Raw genomic sequence first — 22,368 nt, forward strand, 5'->3', positions numbered from 1 at the left:
ACGGACGATCGGATTGCGAAGATCTTCGCAAACAAAAAGCCCCGGCGGTGTCCCGCCGGGGCCTTGTCGCATCGATGGACGTCAAGCTTACCAGTTGCGCTGGGCGCGCAGCAGCAGGCTGTAGGTGTCCTGGTCCTTCAGCTCGTAGGTTGTCGCCGGCTTGGCGACGCCCGTCAGCGCACCGGTCGTGATCACGCCCGAATACTTCTGATCGAGGTGGCTGTAGGTGAAGTCAGCCGAGAAGGTCAGGTTCTTCACCGGCGTCCAGCGGGTGATGACACCGACCTGGCCGATGTTGAAGTCCGGGTTGCAGGTGCCGGTCAGGGTGGCGAACGCGGCGCTGCCGCAGATCAGGCCCTTCGCGGTGCCGCTGTAGTTGACCGCAGCCCACGCGCCGTAGAGCGCCGTGTTCCAGTACGGGTTCCAGTTGTGGGTGTAGGCGCCCCGGAAGCCGTATGTCTTGGTCAGCTCGAGCTGGCCGCCCGGCGCAAACACCGCGTCAGACACGCCGGCAAAGCCGATGCTCTGATAGGCGGCGTTCGAGCTGCCGAACATCGAGTAGCTGGTCGCGGCCAGCTCCTGGAAGTTGTAGCGGCTCGCGCCCTCGGTGTAGACGCCCGAGATGTTGATCACGTCGCCTGCGCCGGTCGGGATGTTCTTGATGCCCAGGGCGAGCTGAACGGCCCAGCCCCACTTGTCCTCGGGATGACCGGTGGCTTCGGAGGCACCGTAATAGGCGACATGGTTGTCGTGCGCAGCGACCGACGCCTGGAACAGACCCCAGGCCTGATCGACGCGAACCATCGCGACGAGGTCGGGCGAGCGGCTGCCGCCGATGTCGTTCGAGCCGTACGCACCGCCGAGCACGCCGGTGGTGGACATGCCGGCCGTGTTCCAGAGGCTGGTCTGGTAGACCTGCGTCTGGTCCTGCGCCGAGAACGCCGCCGTGATGCCCTGGCCGAAATCGGCCGTGTAGGTGAACTGCGCGACTCCGTTGGTGGAGCCGCTGCCGCCGACGAGCTGGTCGAAGTTGTTGCCGGGATAGTTGATCCAGGGCGCGTCGAACTGCGACACCGCCTTACCCATGGTGAAGCCGGCGAACTGGATGAAGGCGTAGTAGACGCCGAGCGAGCCGCCCGAGAGGTTGCCGTCGGTGCCGTTGACACTGCCGCCGCCCGAACCGGTGAGGCCGGTGCCGGCCGCGTTGAGGCCGATCGAGCCGCTGTACTGGGTCGCGCCCGTGCCCGAGCCGGTCCCGCCGTAATTGCCAGTCGTCCAGGTGAACACCGCGTCGAAATAGGTGCGGACGACGCCGTATTCGGTCGCGGTGCGCGTGTCGATGTTGAGATCTTCACGAGCGCGCATCGAGTAGTAGTTGTTCAGGCGGTTGTTGGCCGCGAACACGCCGTTGTACTGGGCGCTGTAGTTGCCGCCGGCGTTGAGCGCGACTTCAGCACGCACATAGCCGCCCAGCTTGATGCAGGTGTCGGTGCCCGGGATGTAGTAGAAGCCCGTGCCGTACAGCGAGCAGATCTTGACGTACTCGACTGCCTTGGCCTTGACCGGAAGATCGGCCGCCTGGGCTCCACCGACGGCGATCAGACCCGCCGCAGTGCCAAGCAAAAGGCTCTTCACCACTCTCATATAAAACCTCCAAGTTGCGGAGACCGGACCGTGAGGCCCCCCAGATCCCCATCTCTCAATTCCGCTCGGTCGCTTTCGGACACCCTCGGCCATGCGCGAGGAACGTGAGCGAACCACCTGCAGCGGGACGATCGAGTACCCCCCACCGTCGGGGAACAATATGCAGCGCGTCGTTCACTAATCAAAATAGTTTATTAGATCAGCTTTGTGGTTTCAGCCGACCTGTGCCCCGCGCGCCACACCGTATGCCTGCGGGGCCAATCCTTGAGCTGATCATCTTTGTATCTCTAATGACGAAATTAGCCTGCTCTGCACTTGCGTCAGAGCAGGCTTGCGTGGACTATGGCCCTCCACGAACATCGGCCTGAACTATCGTCCACGGGAGTGACGCTGTGTCCGCGACGAGGAAAGAAGGAGCGCGAATGCGCTCGATCGGCAACCTGGATATCATCCGGCGTTTCACCTGGGAGATATCGTCGATCAACATGCACCTGGAGGAATTGCGTCAGTTCTGGGCGAAGACGCTCGGCATCAGCGGCCCGCAATGGCTGATTCTGATGGCCATCTCCGACCTCGACAAGGACGACGGCATCCCGGTCAACGTCGTCTCCAAGCTGCTCCACGTGGATCCGTCCTTCATCACCACGCAGTCCAAGCTGCTCGAGAAGAAGGCCCTGTTGCGCCGTCGTCCCTCGCTGACCGACGCCCGCGTGGTGCGGTTGTCGCTGACCGACAAGACGCAGAAGCACATCGCAAGCCTCAACGAGCAGTACAAGACGATTCGCGAATTCGTCTTCCAGGAGTTCGACGAGGACGAACTGACGGAATTCACCGCAAAGCTGGCGACGCTGAAGAACCGCCTCGAGAAGGCCTGCGTCCGGATCTCGCTCGACCTCTAAGGCCGAGAACGGGGCTCAGATCCGCCGGGCGGCGGCACCGAGCCGCGATTCGAGCCAGTCGAAGATGTACTCGTTGGCGAGGCTCGGATTGTCCGCATGGGCCTGCGCCGCGCCGGTCTCGGCCGCCGTGAACACCTTCAGCATCACATCCGAAGCGCCGTGTCGGGAGCTCTGGACGAGCTGGCGCGCCCGGTCGGCCTTGAGCCAGCCGTCCTCGCCGAGCGTGATGAGCACCGGACAATCGGCGCTGGAGGCCATCAGCGGCGCATGCGGCACCGGCACGATGCCGACGTCGCTCAGCGCGAACCGGCTGGCAAAAAACGCCCGCTCGTGCAGGTCCCACAGGCCACCGTCGCAGACGGCGGCTGCGAGCCGCGGCTCCTGCAGCACTGCGCGGGCCACGAAGGACGAGCCCCAGCCATCGGCGATGATCCCGACCCGCGCGAAATCGACGTCGCCGCGCGCTTCCAGATGGTCCATCACGCAGGGAATCGCGCTCTCGAGATCTCCGCGCCGGAGCAGCACGTCGATGTAGTCGTCGCGCCGGTCGCCGAACAGGTCCAGCGCCAGCATCGAGAAGCCCCGCTCGCGCGCATGCGGCACGAGCTTGTACAGGAACTCCTCCTTGCGGTGGCCGGGCTCGCCGATACAGATCACGGTCGGAGCCCGCGCGCTTCCCGAAGGTGCCGGCAGGAAATAACCCTGCAACGCGTGTCCGTCGAGCCAGGGGATCGTCACGACCTCGCCGGCGGGACTGCGCGCCGACAGGTAGCGGCGCGCGCATTCCTGCATCGTGAGCACAGCGACCCAGCGGCGCTCGTCGGCCTGGTCGAGCGGCATCGCCGCCGCGCCATAGTAGTTCATGGCGCGCAGCCAGTTGCGCTGGGCGCTGGCCAGATGGCCTTCCGCGAAAGCGGCCTCGGCTCGCTGCCGGTTGGCTTGCGCCAGCCGCTTCCACTCGCGGTGCCAGGACCGGTCGTCGCTGCTCTCGAGATGCCGCGCGATCATCAGGCATTCGGCGATGGTGGCGCCGCCCTCCTGCGCCGCGGTCAGCAACCGCGTGAATTCAGCGGAGATGTCCTCTCGCTCCGGGCAAAGGGTCCAGTCGTCGGAGAGGCATGCGGGTATCATCGGGAGCTACGCTCTATCTCGCGTTACCCGCGATTCACTAAACCATTTCAGTTTCCCGACCAAGGCGTCGCGCGTGGCATTACAGGCGTTTGAGATCACCATCGCTTGAACGATGATCCGTGACGCATGCATGACATTCCAATTCGGCATACGGGCCTGAACATTGGCAAGAGGTGACACGCAATATCAGGCGCGCACCTCTTGTCATGATGACTATCATACCTACATGGGCGCGCGCGCCGACGGCTGCCGGCGCGGCGCCTCAACCGAGCCGCCAGCCGACCTCCTGCGTGAAACTTTCGTAGAAGGCGCGGTCATAGGCCTGCTCGGGCGTTGCACGCACGCGCTCGTCGAGCCGCCTGGCGTCGTCGCCGACGAGGATGCGCCAGCGCTCTGCCTTCACTCCGTCGAGAATGATCTTCGCGGCTTGCGCGGCCGTCGTCGGCGCATCCTCCAGGAAGCTGCGGGCGCGCTCGGCGAACACCGCCTGGATGTCCTCGTCCGACATCTTGTCGGCATCCGGCACGCCGGCCGCGACCATGCGCTTGCGCGTCAGCGCGACCTCGTCGGGATTGAGCCGCTCCGAACCGTCGGCGCTCTGCACCTTGCGCGAATTGGAGACGATCGAGGTGCCGATATGGCCGGGCATCACCACCGAGCATTTGACGTGCGGCGCGTGCAGGCGCAAATCGTTGATCAGCGCTTCGGTGAATCCCTTCACCGCGAACTTGGCCGAGCTGTAGGCGGTGTGCGCCTGCCCCATGCCGATCGAGGCCCAGAAGCCGTTGACGCTGGCGGTGTTGACGATGTGCGCCTCGTCCGCGGCGACCAGCATCGGCAGGAAGGTGCGCACGCCGAGATAGACGCCGCCCCAGCAGATGTTGAAGGTGCGCTCCCACTGCTCGCGCGTGTTGGTGAACAGGCTGCCGCCGCCACCGATGCCGGCATTGTTGAACAGCAGATGGATCCTGTCGGTCTTCTGCTGCTCGGCGAGCTCGTCGCGAAAACGCTTCAGATGATCCTCGATCGCGACGTCGGCGACATGCGTCGTGACGCGCAGGCCCTGCGGCAACTTCTCGGTCTCGCAGAGCCGCTTGGTCTCCGCCATCGCGGCCTCCGAGACGTCGCACATCGCGACGTTGCAGCCCTCGGCCACGAGCTGCCGCGCGAGCTCCCGCCCCATTCCCGTGCCGCCGCCGGTGATGACCGCGATCTTTCCTGCGAAATCCTTCATGGGACTTTCGGCCCCTCCCTTGTCGGTATGTTTCTTCGTCATCGCGCCGCTGATTGGGGCGCGCGCGAAATGTAGCAGCGCCGCATCCGCAAATGAAAGCGGATCGGCGATGTCGTTATTTCGGCGCGCGGACAATCGCGCGCTCACGTAGCTCCTGCATGAAAGACGGCAACGCCCGCAGCACATCCTTCGAGACGCCCGCCGTTGGCGGGCCCTCAGGATGAGGGCGGAGCCTGTGGCGGCGGCCTCAACGAGCACCGCTGCTCATTAGCCTCATCCTGAGGGACCGCTGAAAGCGGTCGTCTCGAAGGACGAGGCGCTTGCTCCGTCGTCGCAAGGAGAGCCGTTGCCAGGCGCGGAGGCCGGCGCGGAGCCGTAGTCCCCCGGTTCCCGTATTTGTCCGGCTTCGGTTTATGGGCAAATTTTTTACAATCCGAATCGTCAAATGGACCTCGGACGCTGGGTCGAGTCGGCCAGGCCAGCGTGTTGTTTGCGTGTCACAGGCTCTGGCACTCCGCTTGCATCCTCTTCGTGGTCTGCAACTACCGATGAGGTGACAGGAATGTTCGTGACCGTCGTAGCCGTGCTCTGCCGGCTTAGCGCAGCTAGCTCAGGCAGTTGCGTCGAGGAAATCGTGACCGACAGCAACATGACGCCCGAGATTTCGATGATGCAATGTGCGGTCGGCGCACAGGCACCGCTCGCGAAATGGATGGGCGAGCATCCGATCTATCACGCCAATTGGCGCCTGGATCGGTACAAATGCGTGCCCGGCCACTACGAGATCAAGGGCCACGCCTGACGGCCCCGCAAGACTACGGATACAAGCCTACGGATACGAGGAAACGCCCCGGAGGCCGCCTCCGACGGGCCGCACCGCGCCAGTCGTGACGAGACGGCGCGCGTCCTGTGACAACGATCACACGCCTCTTTCAATCACGCCACCGCCTGCAAGATCATCGCCCGCGCGCGCCGTCCCTCCGGCGTCGGCATCAGCGCATAATTGTGCGGCTGGTCACGCAGCAGATGCAGCTCGACCGGCACGCCCACCGCCCTCGCCCGCGCCGCAAGGTCGACGCTGTCGGGGTAGAGCAGATCGCGCGTGCCCGAAAAGATCGTCATCGGCGCCAGCGCGCGGAAGGCGCCGTTGAGCGGGCTGACGAAGGGATGGCCGATATCGAGCGCGCCGGCATAGAGATGCCCGGCCTCGACGATCCCCGGAATGTCCTGGAGCGGATCGCGCTTGGCGATCTCGATCTGCTCGGGACGGCTGACCGAGGCATCGGCGGCGGGCGAGATCAGCACCATCCGGTCCGGCTGCCGATGCCCGCGATCGCGCAGCCATTGGCACGCGGCAAGCGCGAGCCCCGCGCCGGCGGAGTTGCCGACCACTGTCACCTTGGCAGACCCCGCGTCCTCCAGCAGCATGCGCAAGATCTCGGCCGTCGCCGGCACCACGTCCTTCGCGGTGGCGCGCGGCGCCAACGGATAGATCGGCACGACGCAGACGACGTTCGCCTTGCGCGTCATCTCGCCGACGAAGCGCCAATGCGCCGGCACGATCTCGTTGATGTAGCCGCCGCCATGCAGGAACATGACGAAGTTGCAGCCCTCATGGCCCGAGGACGGCGCGGTGTAATAGACCGGCCATCCGCCCATCTTCGTCAGCGTCGCCTCGACACCGCGGCCGAGCCCCGTCGGCTCGAAGGTGACAGGCTTAAGTGCGAGCTTCTGCACATGCGCGTGCACCGCTTCGGCTGATGCCAGCTGCTTCTTGTAGGGCAGCAGGGAGAGCACCATGTTGAAGGCGCGGCTCTGCAGGCTTGGGGCCGGATCGCGCCGGGCCGGCGGACTGAACAGGCAACCGCCCGGGCAGAACTGCAAGGCCGACACTAGTCTGGCGACGCTCATGGCCACATCCCCACATGGCTGTTTCGACACGGCGACAACGGGCTTGCCGACCCACCGCCACCTGCCGATATAATGTGAGCATTCGCTCGCTTTTCATACTCGCATTCGGATCACAACATCGTGGCTCGCCAACCGCCGACAAAACCTCGCAAAAATGCTTCCCAGGAGCGCTCCCGCGCCACCGTCGACGCGCTGGTCGAGGCGACCGCTCGCATTCTGGTCCGCGATGGTTTCGAGAAGGCCAGCACCAACCGGATCGCGGAAGTCGCCGGCGTCAGCGTCGGCTCGCTCTATCAATACTTCCCGAGCAAGGAAGCGCTCGTCGCCGCCGTGATCGACCGCCACAACGAGGAGATCATGGGCATCGTCCGCTCAGCGCTCGCGGAGGTCGCGGACCTACCGATCGACAAGGCGGTGCGAAAACTCGTCACCGTCGCGATCGACGCCCACCGCATCAATCCGAAACTGCATCGGGTGCTCGCCGAGCAGATCCCGCGCACCGGCCAGCTCAAAGACGTCGAAGCCTACAACCGCGAGATCCAGGCCCTGGTGCGCGCCTATCTCGAAAGCCGCCGCAAGGAGATGCGCAAGGTCGACCTCGACGTCGCAACCTTCATCTGCGTCGGCGCGATCGAAGCGATCGCGCACAACACCGTGCTGCACGGCGCCGAGATGCTGTCGGAGAAGATGGTACGGACGCTGGCGGACGAGACGACGCGGTTGGTGGTGGGGTATTTGAGGTAGGTCTCGGTCGATGCGTCGGCAGATGTACTGCTAGCGAAGCCGACACTCTCGAGGCTCCCGAATCTGCCGTCCGATGGCGATCGCCCGGGGGCGGCTCAAATGCTTGGGAAGCGGTGGCCGTCTTGTCATGGAGCGTTCCTCCTGGCCGCCTCGACCACCCAGGATCGGCGCGCCGACACGACGTCCACACATTTGCATGGGCACGTCCAACTCGCCATACTTCCCGCGCTGGCCACGGACGAGGGTCCTGATCCGACGTCGCCGCCGATGGAGCTTTCGTTGACAACACTGAAGGTTCTGCACACGACGACGTATCGATTCAACGAGCCCGTGCGCCTGTTGCCGCACCGCCTGATGCTTCGTCCGCGCGAAAGCCGCGAGCTTCGCTTGATTTCGAGCAATATCACGGTCACCCCGCCCGCGGCCTTGACCTGGGCGCACGATGTGTTCGGCAATGCAATCGCGACGGCCACGTTTCAGATGACGGCCTCCACTCTGGCGATCGCCAGCGTCGCGGAGCTTCAGCTCGACGCCGTCGCGTGGCCAGTGTTCGATATCGCGGTCTCGGCCGTGTCTTACCCCTTCCACTATTCCGACGACGACTGGACCGATCTCGGCGCCCTGGCCCTCCCCCAGTTCTCGGACTCGGCGGGAGTCCTGCGAAACTGGGCGCAAATGTTCGTTCGAGGAAGTCGGACTGACACGCTGTCACTGCTAAAAGACCTCAGCGTCGGCGTTTCCGAAGCTGTCCGGTATCAGAGCCGTGAGGACGAGGGCACCCAAACGCCGGTGGAAACCCTGAATCGTGGCTGGGGATCATGCCGGGATTTCGCCGTGCTGTTCACCGAGGCCGCGCGCATGCTCGGATTCGGAGCCAGAATCGTGTCCGGCTATCTTTACAATCCAGACCAACGCAGCATCGGGTCGAGCGGTGCGGGATCAACCCATGCGTGGGCGGAGGTCTTCGTACCTGGAGCCGGCTGGATCACATTCGACCCGACCAACCGCAGCCTCGGCGGCTTCAATCTGATCCCGGTCGCGGTCGCGCGCGACATCCGGCAGACGATCCCGGTGTCCGGCAGTTTCGTCGGCAGCACCGGCGCCTTCGCCGGGATGTCCGTAGAAGTTTTCGTCACGTCTTAGATCGACCTTCGGCGGATGGCCGCCAGGCAGATCAGCCCACCAACAATCTGAGAAGACCAGCCGACACGCGTGCGCGACTGCGGATATGAGGAAAGATCGGCCATTGGTTCGCGCGCAAGGCGCAGATGTCTCCAATGAACAAGATCAAGTTTGTCCGATCGATGCGCGCCCACGTTGCGCCAGATCAATTCAAGTCAGCCTTCCTGGACCATTATTGGTCGATCCTTTTCGAAGATGCCGCCGCAGACGGCCGCGCTACTCGAAAACGCATTGGAGATGCTGTCATGAACAAGTCGTCCAGGACTATGCTTGTTGCGCTCGTCGTCGCCACCACGCCGTGGCTCGCCGCGCCCGTCACTGCGGCGCCACTAACGTCCCCGCTGATGCTGCGTAGCACGGTGGCGCCATCGGTCGAGACCGTGCAATATCGCCGCGGCTGGCACGGCGGCTATCGTGGCGGTGCAGGAATTGGAATTGGTGCAGGCATCGCCGGCGCCCTGATCGGCGGAGCGATCATTGGCGCAACGCGACCCTATGGGTATTACGGCTACGGCCCCGGCTATCCCGGCTATTACGGGCCGGTCTATGTCGCTCCGCCTCCCTATGTTGGCGACGCGGTGGCCTATTGCGCCCAACGCTTCAGGTCCTATGACCCGTATTCCGGCACCTATCTCGGCTATGATGGCCTGCGGCATCCCTGCCCGTAAGGCCGGCAACCTGAGTCTCGGTTCTCCAATGCGGTGCGAACCGATTGGCCGCGATAGTCGCGGCCATCATCTGCGATGAACTCCGAAGAGCCGGATGGCGCGCTGCTTCGGCTAGTGAATCCGCTGGTCACCGCGAACTGTCTTCGGCGTTCGCGGAGGCGGCTTTGTTCAGCCCCAGAGTAGCGGCTTCGTCGCACGCTCTGAGATCATCGGGATCGTCCGCTCAGCGCACGCGGAGGTCGCGGACCTCCCGATCGAGAAAGCCCTGCGCAGACTCGTGACCGGACGCGCTTGCTAGAATGATGCGCCGCCTGGCGCGCGGAGAAGCGAGGCCTGCGGTGACTGCAAAATGGGAAGCCCCTATAGAGCGCACTGATCGAGTATGCCAACAAGCTTCAGCTTGCCGCTCCCGATGCTCATTCCCTCGAACCCGAGGAATATAGGTGCCTCGTACGAGGCCTGAATCGCCACACCAACATTCTCTCCCTTGCGAAGTGCGACTAGTTCCTTTTGCGAGAGTGTATACGCGACATTGAACAACCCATTTTGAATCCGCTTGGAATCGGGCCTCAGCCGATACACCTGCCCATCGATCAAAAGAGAATGGGCTGCCATATTCATGAGCTCTGCATCCCTGCGAAGAGTGTCGAAGATAGCGAGCAAAACTGCGCGTCGCTTTTCGCAGTAGAGGATGAACTTGTTGATTCCAGATTCTTCGGTTGTTCGCTGTCCTTTCAGATAAAGTTGTCCGCCCGTACTTTCGATTGTCCAGACAGGTCGGGTCCGCCCGTTATTGACGACATTCAGCCGCTCCAAAGTTACTTTGTCGATCTCCTGCATCCCGTCAGGGCTCGCGGCGGCGCTCAACGTGAAAAGATCTGGATCAACATCCATCGAGCGCATGTATTCGACTGCCAGAGCGGAGATGACCTGAGCAGTCCCTTCAATGCGCTCATCGGCCCGCACCGACTTGAATTGGTGAACGCCGTATCGGGACCCCTGCTTCAAATACCTGAATTGACCGCCCAAATAAGCGTACGCGCACGCGCTATAACAGCCGCCCGCATCAATATCGTAGCGCTTCGGAGAGAATGGTGATTTCCGACCGATATCGGTGGAGAAACCATATTTTCGGAACAGACGACCGAGTTCTATGCCCGCAGCCAAGCTTCCACCAGGTGAGTTCAGGTAGACAATAGACCGATCGGGAATACGGTTTTGCGTGACATACTGCTCAAACCGCTGGGGTGCATCGGGATCGATGTCTCCGTCCAAAAAGACGAACCATCCATTGCCCGCTATCTCAATGGGTAGCTCCGGCGGGAATCCCTTTACGGTCATGTTCGATTGCGCGTCCGCCGAACCCGACTGAAAAGCCAATAGAAGAGCGAGCGCGTAAATCTTCCGCCACGCCATGGCTTTCACAAGCTGCGCCATCGATCCAATTCCTGCCCAACGCCACAAATTAGCGTGGGAGTACAGGCCGTCGCTACACCTTTTGGTAGAAGCAGCCTCACGCGCTGCAAATCGATTCGGAAAAACACCATTCCCTCAATGACATCGCTACTGTGCATGGGGTTATTTTCCGGCATTTGGGTTGCCGATCACCGAAGCAGCCACTCGCTGCCGACCTGCGCGCCCGCCAGCGCGAGCCCTACGGCAGGTTCATCCACCCGACTGATACTTTGGAAAAAATGGTCGGAGCGAGAGGATTTGAACCTCCGACCCCTAGTCTCCCAGACTAGTGCGCTAACCGGGCTGCGCCACGCTCCGAACGTCGTTCCATTAGCTAGGATCGGCGCGATGCGCAAGGCGAGGCCGCAGCATTTTGGTGCCTCTCCTTGATCGGCTTTGCGCCCAGGGCGCCCCGGGGAACTGGCCGCAAGCGGTCCGAAGACCGCCTCTAGCCGTCGTTCAGGGCCTGATCCAGCATCTCGCGGCACGCGACGAGGTCGGCGAGCACCTTCCCGAGGCGCTCCCGGTCCAGCGCGCTGGGGCCGGCCGGGGCGGCGGGCGTGCCGCCCTTGCGGAAGGTGGTGAGGATCTCTTCGTCGTCGACCTCGGTGAAGCGGAAGTCGATGCCTTCCTCCTCGTCACCCTGGTAGTCGTCATCGTCGGCATCGGCGACGCCCTTGATCGGCGCCTCCTCGTCCTCGGGCTCCATCAGGCTCGCGCCGATGGCGTCCTCGATGGCGCCGAACGAGACCGCGGCGGCGCTGTCGGCGAGGCCCTGCACCGATTTGACGCCATGCTCCTTGAGGATCCGCTGCACGCCGCGGATGGTGTAGCCCTCGCCGTAGAGCAGCCGGCGGATGCCCTTGAGCAGGTCGACGTCGTCGGGGCGGTAATAGCGGCGGCCGCCGCTGCGCTTCATCGGCTTGATCTGGGAGAAGCGGGTCTCCCAGAACCGCAGCACGTGCTGCGGGATGTCGAGCTCCTGCGCTACTTCGCTGATGGTTCGGAACGCATCCGGCGCCTTGTCCAAATGCCAATCCTCTTCGAAAGGCGGTTACGCCTCGGGTTGCGCCTTGCTGGCGTCGCCGTTGGTGCGGTGCTGGGCGTTGATCCGCTGCTTGAGGATCGCCGACGGCTTGAACACCATGACGCGGCGCGGCGAGATCGGCACCTCGGTGCCGGTCTTCGGGTTGCGGCCGATACGCTGGCCCTTCTTGCGCACCATGAAGGAGCCGAACGAGGATAGCTTCACCGTCTCGCCCTTCTCCAGGCAGTCGGTGATCTCCTTCAGCACGAGTTCCACGAACGCAGAGGATTCCGTGCGCGACAGGCCCACCTTCTGGTAGACGGCTTCGCACAGATCGACACGCGTTACGGTTTTACTTTGATCGGTCATCGCCCTGCCCCACATCACGGCGAACAATTGTTGTCTGAAATTATGAGCTTACGTTACGGCGGTCAACAGCGCTCATCAATGCACGCGCATCGATAATGGCGGCTAATTCCGGCAAAATTTTATCGACTGTGGCTCTACCAGCGCACCATCGCCGAGCCCCAGGTGAAGCCGCCGCCCATGGCCTCCATGAGAACCATGTCGCCCTTCTTGATGCGGCCGTCCTTGCGCGCCACCGACAGCGCCAGCGGGATCGAGGCGGCCGAGGTGTTGCCGTGACGGTCCACCGTCAGCACCACTTTCTCGGGCGCAATGTGGAGCTTGTGGGCGGAAGCGTCGATGATTCGCTTGTTGGCCTGGTGCGGCACGAACCAGTCGATGGTCTCGGCATTGAGCCCGGTCGCCTCGAAGGCGTCGACGATCACGTCGGTGATCATGCCGACCGCATGCTTGAAGACCTCGCGGCCCTCCATGCGCAGATGGCCGACGGTCTGGGTCGAGGACGGCCCGCCGTCGACGAACAGCTTTGCCTTGTGGCGACCGTCGGAGCGCAGGTGAGTCGTGACCACGCCGCGGTCGGTCGCCGCCTTGCCCGGCTGCGCCTGCGCCTCCAGCACCACCGCGCCGGCACCGTCGCCGAACAGCACGCAGGTGCCGCGGTCGTTCCAGTCGAGGATGCGCGAGAAGGTCTCGGCGCCGATCACCAGCGCGCGCTTGAAGGCGCCGGTGCGCAGGAAGTTGTCGGCGGTGGCGAGCGCGAACACGAAGCCCGAGCACACCGCCTGCAGGTCGAAGGCCGCGCCGTGGTTGATGCCGAGCCCGTGCTGCACGGCGACGGCGGTCGCGGGGAAGGTGTTGTCCGGCGTCGAGGTCGCCAGCACGATCAGGTCGATCGACTGCGCGTCAAGGCCGGCATCGCTGAGCGCGGCCTGCGCCGCCCGGATCGCCAAATGCGAGGTGAACTCGCCCTCGGCCGCGATGTGCCGCTCGCGAATGCCGGTGCGCTGCACGATCCACTCGTCGGAGGTGTCGATACGCGCCGCCAATTGGGCGTTGGTCACGACCTGCTCCGGCAGATAGGAGCCGCAGCCAAGCACGACCGAACGAATTTGAGTCACGAAACAGCCTCCTGCGCGGCCTGCACGGAATTGAGTGCACCACCCTCGCGGTTGAGCATCTGATTGATCTTGTTCAGGAGATCGTAGTGAGCCATCTCATAGCCAACATCGATCGCATAGGCAAAGCCTTCGGCGCTGGTTCCGCCATGGCTCTTGACCACGATCCCGTTCAGTCCCAGCAGCACGCCGCCGTTGGACTTGTTAGGATCCATCTTGTCGCGCAGGGCCTGGAAGGCGCGGCGGGCCAAGAGGTAGCCGAGCTTGGTCAGCCAACTCCGCTGCAACTCGTTGCGGAGCAACTCGGCCATCTGCCGGGCGGTTCCCTCGGCGGTCTTGAGCGCGATGTTGCCGCTGAAGCCTTCGGTGACGATGACGTCGGCGACGCCCTTGCCGATGCCGTCCCCCTCGACGAAGCCGATATAGTCGAGCTCCGGCAGGTTCCTGGCCCGCAGGATCTCGCTGGCCTCGCGGATCTCCTCGTGGCCCTTGACCTCTTCGGTCCCGATATTGAGCAGGCCGACGGTCGGCCGCTTCTTGTTAAACAGCACGCTCGCCTTGGCCGCGCCCATCACCGCCATCGACACCAGATGGTGGGCGTCGCCGCCGAGCGTGGCGCCGAGATCGAGCACCACGGATTCGCCGCGCTTGGTCGGCCAGATCGCGGAGATGGCCGGGCGGTCGATGCCCGGCAGCGTGCGCAGGCAGAACCGGGCCATCGCCATCAGCGCGCCGGTATTGCCGGCCGAAATCGCAACATCGGCCTCGCCCCGCTTGACGGCGTCGATCGCCATCCACATCGAGGAGGTCTTGCGGCCGCGCCGCAGCGCCTGGCTCGGCTTGTCGTCCATGCCGACGGCCACATCGGTGTGGACGATCTTCGAGACGGCCTTCAGCTTCGGGGACTTCTCGAGTTCCGCCTCGATCCTGGCGCGGTCGCCGACCAGCAGGAACTCGCTATCGCGGTGCCGCCCAAGCGAGATGGCCGCGCCCGGAATGACCACGGCAGGGCCGACGTCGCCGCCCATGGCGTCCAGCGCGATGCGAACCTTGCTTGGCATAAAAGTCCTGGAAACCTGGTCTGGTGCGGTCTTGGATCAGCGGGGGCCGCGGATGGGTTCGCCACGGACATGGCGACCCGGCCAAGCGCCACGCCGCACCCGGACCGGGGCGCGACAATAGCGTTTTGTTACCCCGAAACAACCTCTTGCCCCCAGCCTTTTGCTTTCTGGGCGATCCGACCGTGAATCCCGAAATCGGCAAGGAACATATTGAAATCAGATAGATAAGGGCATGTTTGAAACCATCCCGGGAAATGCCTCGCGCACCCCGGCAAGGCGATCTCCCGTAGAAACGCCCCGCTACCGGTCCTTCTTGCTGTCCTGCAGCGCCTTCAGCGCCGCGAACGGATGGTCCTCCGGATCGGGGGCGGTGACCTCCGCCTCGAACACGGCCCCCTGCTTGCGCGGATAGGGATCGATCGCCAGGAACAGGGCGTCGGTGGCGACCCGGCCGAGGTCGATGATTCCATTGACGATGGCCTCCGGCGGATCGGCGACCTCGGGCGGATCGTCGCCGTCCTGGCCCTCCTCGATCAGGTCGGCCAGGCGCCGCGCCTCGGCCTCGGGGGCGAACATCAGGTCCACCTCCTCCTCGATCTCGCTCTCGATCGGATCGAGCGTGACCACGCAGGTCTGGCCGACCCTGGCCCTGATGGTGCCGGTCACCTGAACCCGGCCGCCGCTCTTGGGCAGCACGTCGAAATCGGCTTCGGCAGACAGGATCTCCCGCACGCCCGCGAGCTCCGCCATGGCGTGCCGCTCGGCGGCCGAGGCCTCGAGTTCGCGATGCAGGCCGGTATCGGGGACCTGGGCGACGATGACGGGCGCCCGCCAGGGATCGGGCGCGGATCCGGTATTTGGTCGGCTCATGGCGTGACATCCTCGCTGCGCGCTGGAGGAAAGCTGAAAGAGGCCCGCAGCAGCGCGGCCTCGTCGGCCTGGCCGAGCGCGGCCTCACTGGCTCGGGCATAGGCCGCGAGCCGCTTCGCTTGGTCCAGGCCTGTCCCATTCAAGATATTCTTGCAGATCGCCTCTGCCAGTGCCTCGCCGCCGGCCTCCACGGCAAGGTCATAGGCCTGGACGCGGCCGTAAAAGGCCTCGCCGAAGGCCCGCATCCGCTTCGGCACGGTCTGGTCGCCCACCCCCATCTCGCGCAGATTGTCGTCCATATCCTCGCAGAAGCGGTCGAACAGCGCCTGCGACAGCTCCGCGGCGCTCTGGACCGTGCGCAGGCGTCGCAGCAGCAGCCAGAGATGCAGCAGCAACAGGTCGAAACGCCCGTTAACCGTATCGGGCACGCCCAAGTCGCGGTAAAATATGGGTTCTCGCGCCTGCGTCACGATCATGCCATAGATGGCTTCAATGGTGCCTGGCGGGGTTAGCCGGGGTTTCCTGAAGTGATTGAACGGCCAAAGCATTGTGGTTTCCGCAAGCGGGCGCGCGCGAGTTGCATTCAGTCGCCCAGCCCGGTACTTCAGCGCCTCGCGCGACGCAAGGGGACGGAATCAATTCCGCTATGACCACGACGAACCAGACCAGCCTGCGCGCGGACAAGCGGCGCGGCCTTCATGCACGCTGGCGCGGCTTGCGCATGCTCGCCGCAATGGCCGTGGTCGGCGCCGCTCTTGCGGGCTGCACCGGCGAACAGTTCCAGAAGGGCTACATCCTGCCGCCCGGCGCGCTGGAGCAGATTCCGATCGGCGCGAGCCAGGATCAGGTGCTGATCGTGATGGGCACGCCCTCCACCGTCGCCACCCTCGACGGCGAGGTGTTCTACTACATCTCGCAGCGCTCGGAGCGCATGGTCGCCTTCATGAACCAGAAGGTGATCGACCAGCGCGTGATCGCGGTCTATTTCGACAAGAACCGGCGCGTGCGCCGGTTGGCGAATTACGGCCTGCAGGACGGCAAGATCTTCGACTTCATCAGCCGCACCACGGCGACGTCGGGTCAGGAGATGAGCTACCTCGCGCCGCTGTTCAAGCTGCTCAGCTTCAACTAGGTCGCCAGCTCCTTTTCGAGCGACGTGGACGCCGGTTGGCGTCGCGACAACGCTTCAAGGCGAGCCTCTCGCGCGGCTCCAATTCCGCCGGAAGGTAAATGGCGCTCGCCTGCGGCGTCGTGCCACCCTCTGCGCGGCCTTGGTCGTCGCGTGCGACTTGCCGTCGCAAGTCGGGTTCCTTACGCTCGCTGCAAAGCAAGAAGCAGGGAGTTGGATTCGTGCCCAAGAAACTTCAGAACACTTTGTTGTCCCGCCGTCGCGTGCTCACCGCTGCTGCGGGCCTTTCGGCCGCGGCCATCCTGCCGCGATCGAGCCTTGCGGACTGGAAACCGACCGAGACCGTTCGTCTCGTCGTCCCGGCCGCAGCCGGCGGCTCGACCGACGTGATGGGCCGGCTCCTCGCCGCACATCTGCAAACCGCATGGGGCCAGTCGGCCGTCGTTGAAAACCGCTCCGGCGGCGGCGGCACCATCGGCACGGCCGAGGTGGTCCGCGCCAAGCCTGACGGCCACACCATCCTGATCGGCAATCCCGGTCCGAACGCGATCGCCTACAGCATCTTCAAGAACCTCACCTACAAGCCGGACCAGCTCCAGCCGGTTTCCAACATGATCCGGATCCCGAACATCGTCTCGGCGCATCCGAAGACCGGCATCAAGTCGGTTGCCGAGCTGATCGCCTTTCTCAAGGCCAATCCGGACAAGCTCAGCTACGCCTCCTCCGGCGTCGGCCAGAGCCCTCACCTCACCGGCGCCTGGTTCCTCCAGCTCACCGGGCTGAAGATGACGCACATCCCGTTCCGCGGCGCCGGACCCGCGCTGCAGGCCGCGCTCGCCGGCGACATCCAGATCCTGTTCGACAATCTCTATCCAAGCCTGCCGCAGGTTCAGAACGGCACCCTCACCGGCCTCTGCGTCACCACGCCCGAGCGCAGCGACCTCGCCCCTAACCTGCCGACCATGCGCGAGAGCGCGCCGGAGCTTGCGAATTTCGACGTCTCGTCGTGGTTCTCGGTGTTCCTGCCGAAGGGCGTCTCGCCGGAGGTGCTGGGCGCGCTCAATCTCCAGGTCAAGGCGATGCTGGAGCGCGACGACGTCAAGAAGCAGATCGCCGCCATGGGCGCCCGCGCCGATTACGGCACGCCGGAGCAGTTCGCCGCCTTCGTGGACGCCGAGACGAAGAAGTTCGCCGGCATCATCCAGAAGGAAGGGCTGCAGATGGACGTGCAGTGACGCGAAGCGTCATTCCGGGGCGGCTCGAAAGAGCCGAACCCGGAATCTCGAGATTCCGGGTTCGGTCCTTTGGACCGCCCCGGAATGACGGCGAGAAACAAAAACCCCGCGGCTCACGCCGCGGGGTTTTGTCTTGTCTCGTTCGCGCGGCTCAGTGCGCCAGGATCGCCAGCAGCAGCAGGGCCACGATGTTGGTGATCTTGATCATCGGATTCACCGCGGGGCCCGCCGTGTCCTTGTAGGGATCGCCGACGGTGTCGCCGGTCACCGCCGACTTGTGGGCGTCAGAGCCCTTGCCGCCGAAATGACCGTCCTCGATGTACTTCTTGGCGTTGTCCCAGGCGCCGCCGCCCGAGGTCATGGAGATCGCGACGAACAGGCCCGTCACGATCACGCCGAGCAGCATGGCGCCGACGGCCGAGAACGCCGCCGACTTGCCGGCCACCCCGCCGCCCGCGATCGCATAGATCGCGAAATAGACGAAGATGGGCGACAGCACCGGGAGCAGCGAGGGGATGATCATCTCCTTGATCGCCGCCTTGGTCAGCAGGTCGACCGCCTTGCCATAATCAGGCTTGTCGGTGCCCTGCATGATGCCCGGCTTCTCGCGGAACTGGCGCCGGACCTCCTCGACGATCGCGCTCGCGGCTCGGCCGACCGCGGTCATGCCCATCGCGCCGAACAGATACGGCAGGAGGCCGCCGAACAGCAGGCCCACCACGACGTAGGGATTGTTCAGCGAGAAGTCCGGATTGACGCCCGCGAAGTAGGGATGGTGCGCGGAATCCCCAACGAAGAACTTGAGGTCCTGGTTGTAGGCCGCGAACAGCACGAGAGCGCCGAGACCGGCGGAGCCGATCGCGTAACCCTTCGTCACCGCCTTGGTGGTGTTGCCGACCGCGTCGAGCGCATCGGTCGACTTGCGCACTTCCTTCGGCAGGCCCGCCATCTCGGCGATGCCGCCGGCGTTGTCCGTCACCGGGCCGAAGGCGTCGAGCGCGACGATCATGCCGGCCAGCGCCAGCATGGTGGCGGTCGCGATCGCGATGCCGAACAGGCCGGCGAGGCTGTAGGTGACCAGGATGCCGGCGATGATGACGAGCGCGGGCAACGCGGTCGCTTCCATCGAGACGGCAAGGCCCTGGATCACGTTGGTGCCGTGGCCGGTCACCGAGGCCTGCGCGATCGACTTCACCGGACGATAGTCCGTGCCGGTGTAGTATTCGGTGATCCAGATGATCAGCGCGGTGACGACGAGGCCGACCACGCCGCATTCGAACAGCGCCATGCCGGTGTAGTCGACGCCGTCGAGCTTGCCGAACCCGATCAGCGCGTAGATCACGCCGCCGATGCCGACCAGCGACAGGACGCCGGTTGCGATCAGGCCCTTGTAGAGCGCGCCCATGATCGACTGGCTCGGCCCGAGCTTGACGAAGAAGGTGCCGATGATCGACGTGATGATGCAGATGCCGCCGATCGCGAGCGGCAGCGTCATCATGTTGGCGAGGATCGGCGTCTTGGCGAAGAAGATCGCAGCGAGCACCATGGTGGCGACCGCGGTCACCGCATAGGTCTCGAACAGGTCCGCGGCCATGCCGGCGCAGTCGCCGACATTGTCGCCGACGTTGTCGGCGATCGTGGCCGGGTTGCGCGGATCGTCCTCGGGAATGCCGGCCTCGACCTTGCCGACGAGATCGCCGCCGACGTCCGCACCCTTGGTGAAGATGCCGCCGCCGAGACGGGCGAAGATCGAGATCAGCGAGGCGCCGAAGCCGAGCGCCACCAGGGCGTCGACGACGACGCGGCTGTCTGGCGCGAGCTTCAGCGAATGCACCAGGAAGCCGAAATAGAGCGTCACGCCGAGCAATGCGAGACCTGCCACCAGCATACCGGTGATCGCGCCTGCCTTGAAGGCGAGCTCGAGGCCACCGGCGAGCGACGTCGTCGCCGCCTGGGCCGTACGCACATTGGCGCGGACCGAGACGTTCATGCCGATGAAGCCGGCGGCCCCCGACAGGACCGCGCCGATCAGGAAGCCGATGGCGACGTAGATTCCGAGGAAATAGACGAGCAAGACGAAGATGACGATGCCGACGATACCGATCGTGGTGTATTGGCGCCGCAGATACGCCTGAGCACCCTCAGCGACCGCTCCTGCAATTTCTTGCATGCGCGGCGACCCCGCATCCGCGCTCAACACCGAAGACGTCGCCCAAATCGCGTAGACGACGGAAAGCACTCCGCAGAGTACTATCAACCATAATGCTGTCATGTGATTTATGCCTCAGATCCTTGATGTACCCCCGGCGCCTTTTGTTGTCCGTCGTGCGGTGCGGCGCCTTGATTTCGAACAAAGCCGCCCCTTGCCCAAAAGGGGCGGCCTCAGTCGAGCGCGAGCTTGCCAAAATCAAATTGAGGGTGCAACGCCGGATAGGGGCGAAAACGCCGATCTCGGCAGGTATTTAGGACGAGGTGCCGAAAACCAAGATGCCGGTTGGAGCAATTCCTAGAAGTGGCTGTAGGACAGCCGCTTCAAAACCAGTTCCTGGCCCTGCCCGTCCAGGAAGCGCATCCGCTGCTGCCCCGCGACGATCGTGCCGATCGCCGTGACGGCAAGGCCGGCCGCCCGCCCCGCCGCGAGCAGCGCATCGACCTGCGCCGGCGGAACAGTGCACAGCACCTCGTAATCGTCGCCCCCCGCGAGCAGCGTCTCGACACAAACGACGTTGCGGGAGATGAGGCTTGCAGCTGCGGCCGAGAGCGGCACGCTCGTCACGTCGACCGTGGCCGAGACCCCGGAGGCCGCACAGAGCTTCACCAGATCGCCGGCGAGGCCGTCGGAGACGTCCATCGCTGCGGTCGCATGATCGCGCACGGCCAGCGCCAGCACATTGCGCGGCTGCGGCACGCGATAGCGCGAGACCAGGGCCTGCCCTGCGACGGGATCGGTGGCGAGCGCCGCCGCGGCGGCGCCGCCCGTGAGCACGTCGAGGCCGAGCGCGGCATCGCCGATCGTGCCCGTCACCAGGATGCGATCGCCCGGCCTGGCGCCGGTGCGGCCGACCATCCGCCCTTTCGGCACGCGGCCAAAGGCGGTGATCGAGATCATCTGCGGGCCCGGCGTCGAGACCGTGTCGCCGCCGAGCAGCGGACATGCAAATTCCATTGCGTCCTCGCCCAGCGCGTCCGCAAAGGGCCGAAGCCAGCCATCCTCCTTGGCTCGCAGCGCCAGCGTCAGCACGAAGCCGGCGGGCACCGCGCCCTTGGCGGCGAGATCGGACAGGTTCACCCGCAGCGCCTTGCGCGCGATGGTGTCAGGGGGATCGCTGGCAAGATAGTGCACGCCCTCGACGATGGCGTCGGTGGTGACGACGATGTCGTCGCCGGATGACGACAGCACCGCAGCATCATCGACCAGGGCGAACGCACCGGGATCGGTCGCCAGCGGCTTGAAATAGCGCGCGATGAGGGAGTCTTCGGGGGAAGCTCGGTATTGGTCCTGCGTCACAATAACCAGACCCGTCATCCTGAGGTGCGAGCCCTTGCGAGCCTCGAAGGATGCTCGGCCGAGGTGCACCTTGTGGCACGCCGCCGCCCTTCGAGGCCTCCGCTTCGCTCCGGCACCTCAGGGTGACGGCTACGGCGGAGGTCGTCGTCTCGATTTACCCCCGCCCGAACTCGTCGCCGCGGAACTGGCGGCCGATCTGGTCGAGCACGGCGTTGACCATGCCGGTTTCCTCGCGGTCGACGAAGGCATTGGCGACATCGACATATTCGGAGACGACGACGCGGCCCGGCACGTCCTTGCGGTGCTGGAGCTCATAGGCCCCCGCCCGCAACACCGCGCGCAGGATCGCTTCGATCCGCTTCAAGGGCCAGCCCTTCGACAATGCCTCGTCGATCAGGGGATCGAGCTTCTTCTGGTCGCGCACGACGCCGGAGACGACGTCGCGGAAGAACGCGGCTTCCGCCGGCAGGTAGGTGTCGCCCTCGACCTCGTTGCCGAGCCAATGGCTCTCGAACTCGGCGAAGATATCGTTGATGCCGGCACCTGCGATGTCCATCTGGTACAGCGCCTGGACGGCGGCCAGCCGCGCCGCACCGCGCCGGTTCGCCTTCTTTTCCGGAGCGCCCGCCGGTTTCCTGGGATCAGCCGTTTTCTTGGAATCGACCATGGCGTCAGGCCCGCGCCAGGCGGCGCTTGATGCGCAGCATGGCAAGCGCGGCGCGCGCGGCGTCGCCGCCCTTGTTGAGCTCGCTGGCGCGCGCCCGCGCCCAGGCCTGATCCTCGTTGTTGACGGTGAGGATGCCGTTGCCGAGCGGCAGCTTGCGCGCCACGGCGAGGTCCATCAGCGCGCGCGAGGATTCCTGCGAGACGATCTCGAAATGAATGGTGTCGCCGCGGATCACGCAGCCGAGCGCGATCACCGCGTCGTAGGGCTTGCCGCTTGCGGCTGCCGCATCGACCGCAATCGCCACCGCCGCCGGAATCTCCAGCGCGCCGGGAACCGTGATGACGTCATGGGTCAGGCCGGCCGCCTTCAGCTCGGTCACCGCGCCGTCCAGAAGCGCGTCCTGGAGATCGTCGTAGAACCTTGCCTCGACAATCAGCGCGCGCGCGCCGGAAATGTCGGTCTGGTCCTTCAGGGGTGCGCGCCGCGCGTCTGCCATCGTCTCAATCCGTTCGTGAAGTCGTC

General features: G+C 64.7%; 22 protein-coding genes and 1 tRNA gene. 7 read left to right on the top strand and 16 right to left on the bottom strand.

Annotated features, from left to right (window positions below; translation table 11 throughout):
- Positions 1-87: 87 nt before the first annotated feature.
- Complete coding sequence (locus UNPF46_RS28680; protein ID WP_142252235.1) at positions 88-1,644, bottom strand: porin; 1,557 nt, start codon at positions 1,642-1,644, stop codon at positions 88-90.
- 392 nt (positions 1,645-2,036) lie between these two features.
- Here UNPF46_RS28680 and UNPF46_RS28685 point away from each other — a divergent pair, with 392 nt between their 5' ends.
- A complete protein-coding gene (locus tag UNPF46_RS28685; RefSeq protein ID WP_100177606.1) occupies positions 2,037-2,543 on the top strand; it encodes a MarR family winged helix-turn-helix transcriptional regulator in 507 nt (168 codons plus the stop codon).
- 15 nt (positions 2,544-2,558) lie between these two features.
- Here UNPF46_RS28685 and UNPF46_RS28690 read toward each other — a convergent pair whose 3' ends face one another.
- Together UNPF46_RS28690 and UNPF46_RS28695 are read right to left on the bottom strand one after the other, a co-directional pair.
- Complete coding sequence (locus UNPF46_RS28690) at positions 2,559-3,674, bottom strand: alpha/beta hydrolase family protein (RefSeq protein WP_142252236.1); 1,116 nt, start codon at positions 3,672-3,674, stop codon at positions 2,559-2,561.
- Between the two features lie 262 nt (positions 3,675-3,936).
- The gene (locus tag UNPF46_RS28695) at positions 3,937-4,908 is read right to left on the bottom strand and encodes an SDR family NAD(P)-dependent oxidoreductase (protein ID WP_100177604.1); all 972 of its coding nucleotides are present in this window, start codon (positions 4,906-4,908) and stop codon (positions 3,937-3,939) included.
- A gap of 634 nt (positions 4,909-5,542) precedes the next feature.
- Here UNPF46_RS28695 and UNPF46_RS28700 point away from each other — a divergent pair.
- Positions 5,543-5,710: a hypothetical protein gene (locus tag UNPF46_RS28700; RefSeq protein WP_245448343.1), complete on the top strand. Its 168-nt coding sequence runs from the start codon at positions 5,543-5,545 to the stop codon at positions 5,708-5,710.
- A 134-nt stretch (positions 5,711-5,844) separates the two neighbouring features.
- On the opposite strand, the gene UNPF46_RS28705 is transcribed toward UNPF46_RS28700, so the two are convergent.
- On the bottom strand, positions 5,845-6,819 hold the full coding sequence (locus UNPF46_RS28705; RefSeq protein WP_142252237.1) for an alpha/beta hydrolase fold domain-containing protein: 975 nt from the start codon (positions 6,817-6,819) through the stop codon (positions 5,845-5,847).
- A 120-nt stretch (positions 6,820-6,939) separates the two neighbouring features.
- Between UNPF46_RS28705 and UNPF46_RS28710 the strand changes: the two genes are divergently transcribed.
- The 3 genes from UNPF46_RS28710 to UNPF46_RS28720 all read left to right on the top strand — a co-directional run bounded on the left by UNPF46_RS28710 (position 6,940) and on the right by UNPF46_RS28720 (position 9,413).
- Positions 6,940-7,563 (top strand): TetR/AcrR family transcriptional regulator, encoded by a 624-nt coding sequence (locus UNPF46_RS28710; RefSeq protein ID WP_142252238.1) that lies wholly within the window; start codon positions 6,940-6,942, stop codon positions 7,561-7,563.
- A 279-nt stretch (positions 7,564-7,842) separates the two neighbouring features.
- Positions 7,843-8,706: a transglutaminase family protein gene (locus tag UNPF46_RS28715; protein WP_142252239.1), complete on the top strand. Its 864-nt coding sequence runs from the start codon at positions 7,843-7,845 to the stop codon at positions 8,704-8,706.
- A gap of 284 nt (positions 8,707-8,990) precedes the next feature.
- Positions 8,991-9,413 (top strand): BA14K family protein, encoded by a 423-nt coding sequence (locus UNPF46_RS28720; protein ID WP_142252240.1) that lies wholly within the window; start codon positions 8,991-8,993, stop codon positions 9,411-9,413.
- A gap of 360 nt (positions 9,414-9,773) precedes the next feature.
- Here the strand turns inward: UNPF46_RS28720 and UNPF46_RS28730 are convergent, their stop codons facing one another.
- The 8 genes from UNPF46_RS28730 to UNPF46_RS28765 form a co-directional block, all read right to left on the bottom strand.
- Positions 9,774-10,850 carry a COG3904 family protein gene (locus tag UNPF46_RS28730; protein WP_142252241.1) on the bottom strand — a complete coding sequence of 359 codons (1,077 nt, stop codon included), beginning with the start codon at positions 10,848-10,850 and terminating at the stop codon, positions 9,774-9,776.
- Positions 10,851-11,108: 258 nt separating this feature from the next.
- Positions 11,109-11,186, bottom strand: a tRNA-Pro gene (locus tag UNPF46_RS28735).
- A 130-nt stretch (positions 11,187-11,316) separates the two neighbouring features.
- The gene (locus UNPF46_RS28740) at positions 11,317-11,898 is read right to left on the bottom strand and encodes a MerR family transcriptional regulator (protein WP_100177600.1); all 582 of its coding nucleotides are present in this window, start codon (positions 11,896-11,898) and stop codon (positions 11,317-11,319) included.
- A 24-nt stretch (positions 11,899-11,922) separates the two neighbouring features.
- The gene (locus tag UNPF46_RS28745; protein WP_018456841.1) at positions 11,923-12,264 is read right to left on the bottom strand and encodes an integration host factor subunit alpha; all 342 of its coding nucleotides are present in this window, start codon (positions 12,262-12,264) and stop codon (positions 11,923-11,925) included.
- Between the two features lie 134 nt (positions 12,265-12,398).
- Positions 12,399-13,379 (bottom strand): beta-ketoacyl-ACP synthase III, encoded by a 981-nt coding sequence (locus UNPF46_RS28750; RefSeq protein ID WP_100177599.1) that lies wholly within the window; start codon positions 13,377-13,379, stop codon positions 12,399-12,401.
- Positions 13,376-14,437, bottom strand: coding sequence for a phosphate acyltransferase PlsX (plsX, locus tag UNPF46_RS28755; protein WP_142252242.1), 1,062 nt, complete (start codon positions 14,435-14,437; stop codon positions 13,376-13,378). The genes UNPF46_RS28750 and plsX overlap by 4 nt, the downstream gene beginning before the upstream one ends.
- A 300-nt stretch (positions 14,438-14,737) precedes the next feature.
- Positions 14,738-15,307, bottom strand: a complete 570-nt coding sequence (locus UNPF46_RS28760) for a YceD family protein (RefSeq protein ID WP_142252243.1) — start codon at positions 15,305-15,307, stop codon at positions 14,738-14,740.
- Entirely contained in the window at positions 15,304-15,855 is a 552-nt protein-coding gene (locus tag UNPF46_RS28765; protein ID WP_142252244.1) for a ubiquinol-cytochrome C chaperone family protein, read from the bottom strand. Before UNPF46_RS28765 ends, UNPF46_RS28760 begins: the two co-directional genes overlap by 4 nt.
- Before the next feature lie 98 nt (positions 15,856-15,953).
- On the opposite strand from UNPF46_RS28765, the gene UNPF46_RS28770 reads away from it, so the two are divergent.
- Both UNPF46_RS28770 and UNPF46_RS28775 read left to right on the top strand, forming a co-directional pair.
- Positions 15,954-16,439 carry an outer membrane protein assembly factor BamE gene (locus UNPF46_RS28770; protein ID WP_181770162.1) on the top strand — a complete coding sequence of 162 codons (486 nt, stop codon included), beginning with the start codon at positions 15,954-15,956 and terminating at the stop codon, positions 16,437-16,439.
- Positions 16,440-16,657: 218 nt separating this feature from the next.
- On the top strand, positions 16,658-17,671 hold the full coding sequence (locus UNPF46_RS28775) for a Bug family tripartite tricarboxylate transporter substrate binding protein (RefSeq protein ID WP_100177595.1): 1,014 nt from the start codon (positions 16,658-16,660) through the stop codon (positions 17,669-17,671).
- A gap of 151 nt (positions 17,672-17,822) precedes the next feature.
- Here UNPF46_RS28775 and UNPF46_RS28780 read toward each other — a convergent pair whose 3' ends face one another.
- The 4 genes from UNPF46_RS28780 to ribH form a co-directional block, all read right to left on the bottom strand.
- Entirely contained in the window at positions 17,823-19,943 is a 2,121-nt protein-coding gene (locus UNPF46_RS28780) for a sodium-translocating pyrophosphatase (RefSeq protein WP_100177594.1), read from the bottom strand.
- Between the two features lie 234 nt (positions 19,944-20,177).
- Positions 20,178-21,197: a thiamine-phosphate kinase gene (gene thiL / locus UNPF46_RS28785; protein ID WP_142252246.1), complete on the bottom strand. Its 1,020-nt coding sequence runs from the start codon at positions 21,195-21,197 to the stop codon at positions 20,178-20,180.
- 136 nt (positions 21,198-21,333) lie between these two features.
- A complete protein-coding gene (gene nusB, locus UNPF46_RS28790; RefSeq protein WP_142252247.1) occupies positions 21,334-21,846 on the bottom strand; it encodes a transcription antitermination factor NusB in 513 nt (170 codons plus the stop codon).
- Between the two features lie 4 nt (positions 21,847-21,850).
- Positions 21,851-22,342 (bottom strand): 6,7-dimethyl-8-ribityllumazine synthase, encoded by a 492-nt coding sequence (ribH, locus tag UNPF46_RS28795; RefSeq protein ID WP_142252248.1) that lies wholly within the window; start codon positions 22,340-22,342, stop codon positions 21,851-21,853.
- Between the last annotated feature and the right edge of the window lie 26 nt (positions 22,343-22,368).

Origin of the sequence: Bradyrhizobium sp. UNPF46 (assembly GCF_006658625.1) — a bacterium.
GTDB classification, from domain to species: domain Bacteria; phylum Pseudomonadota; class Alphaproteobacteria; order Rhizobiales; family Xanthobacteraceae; genus Bradyrhizobium; species Bradyrhizobium nitroreducens.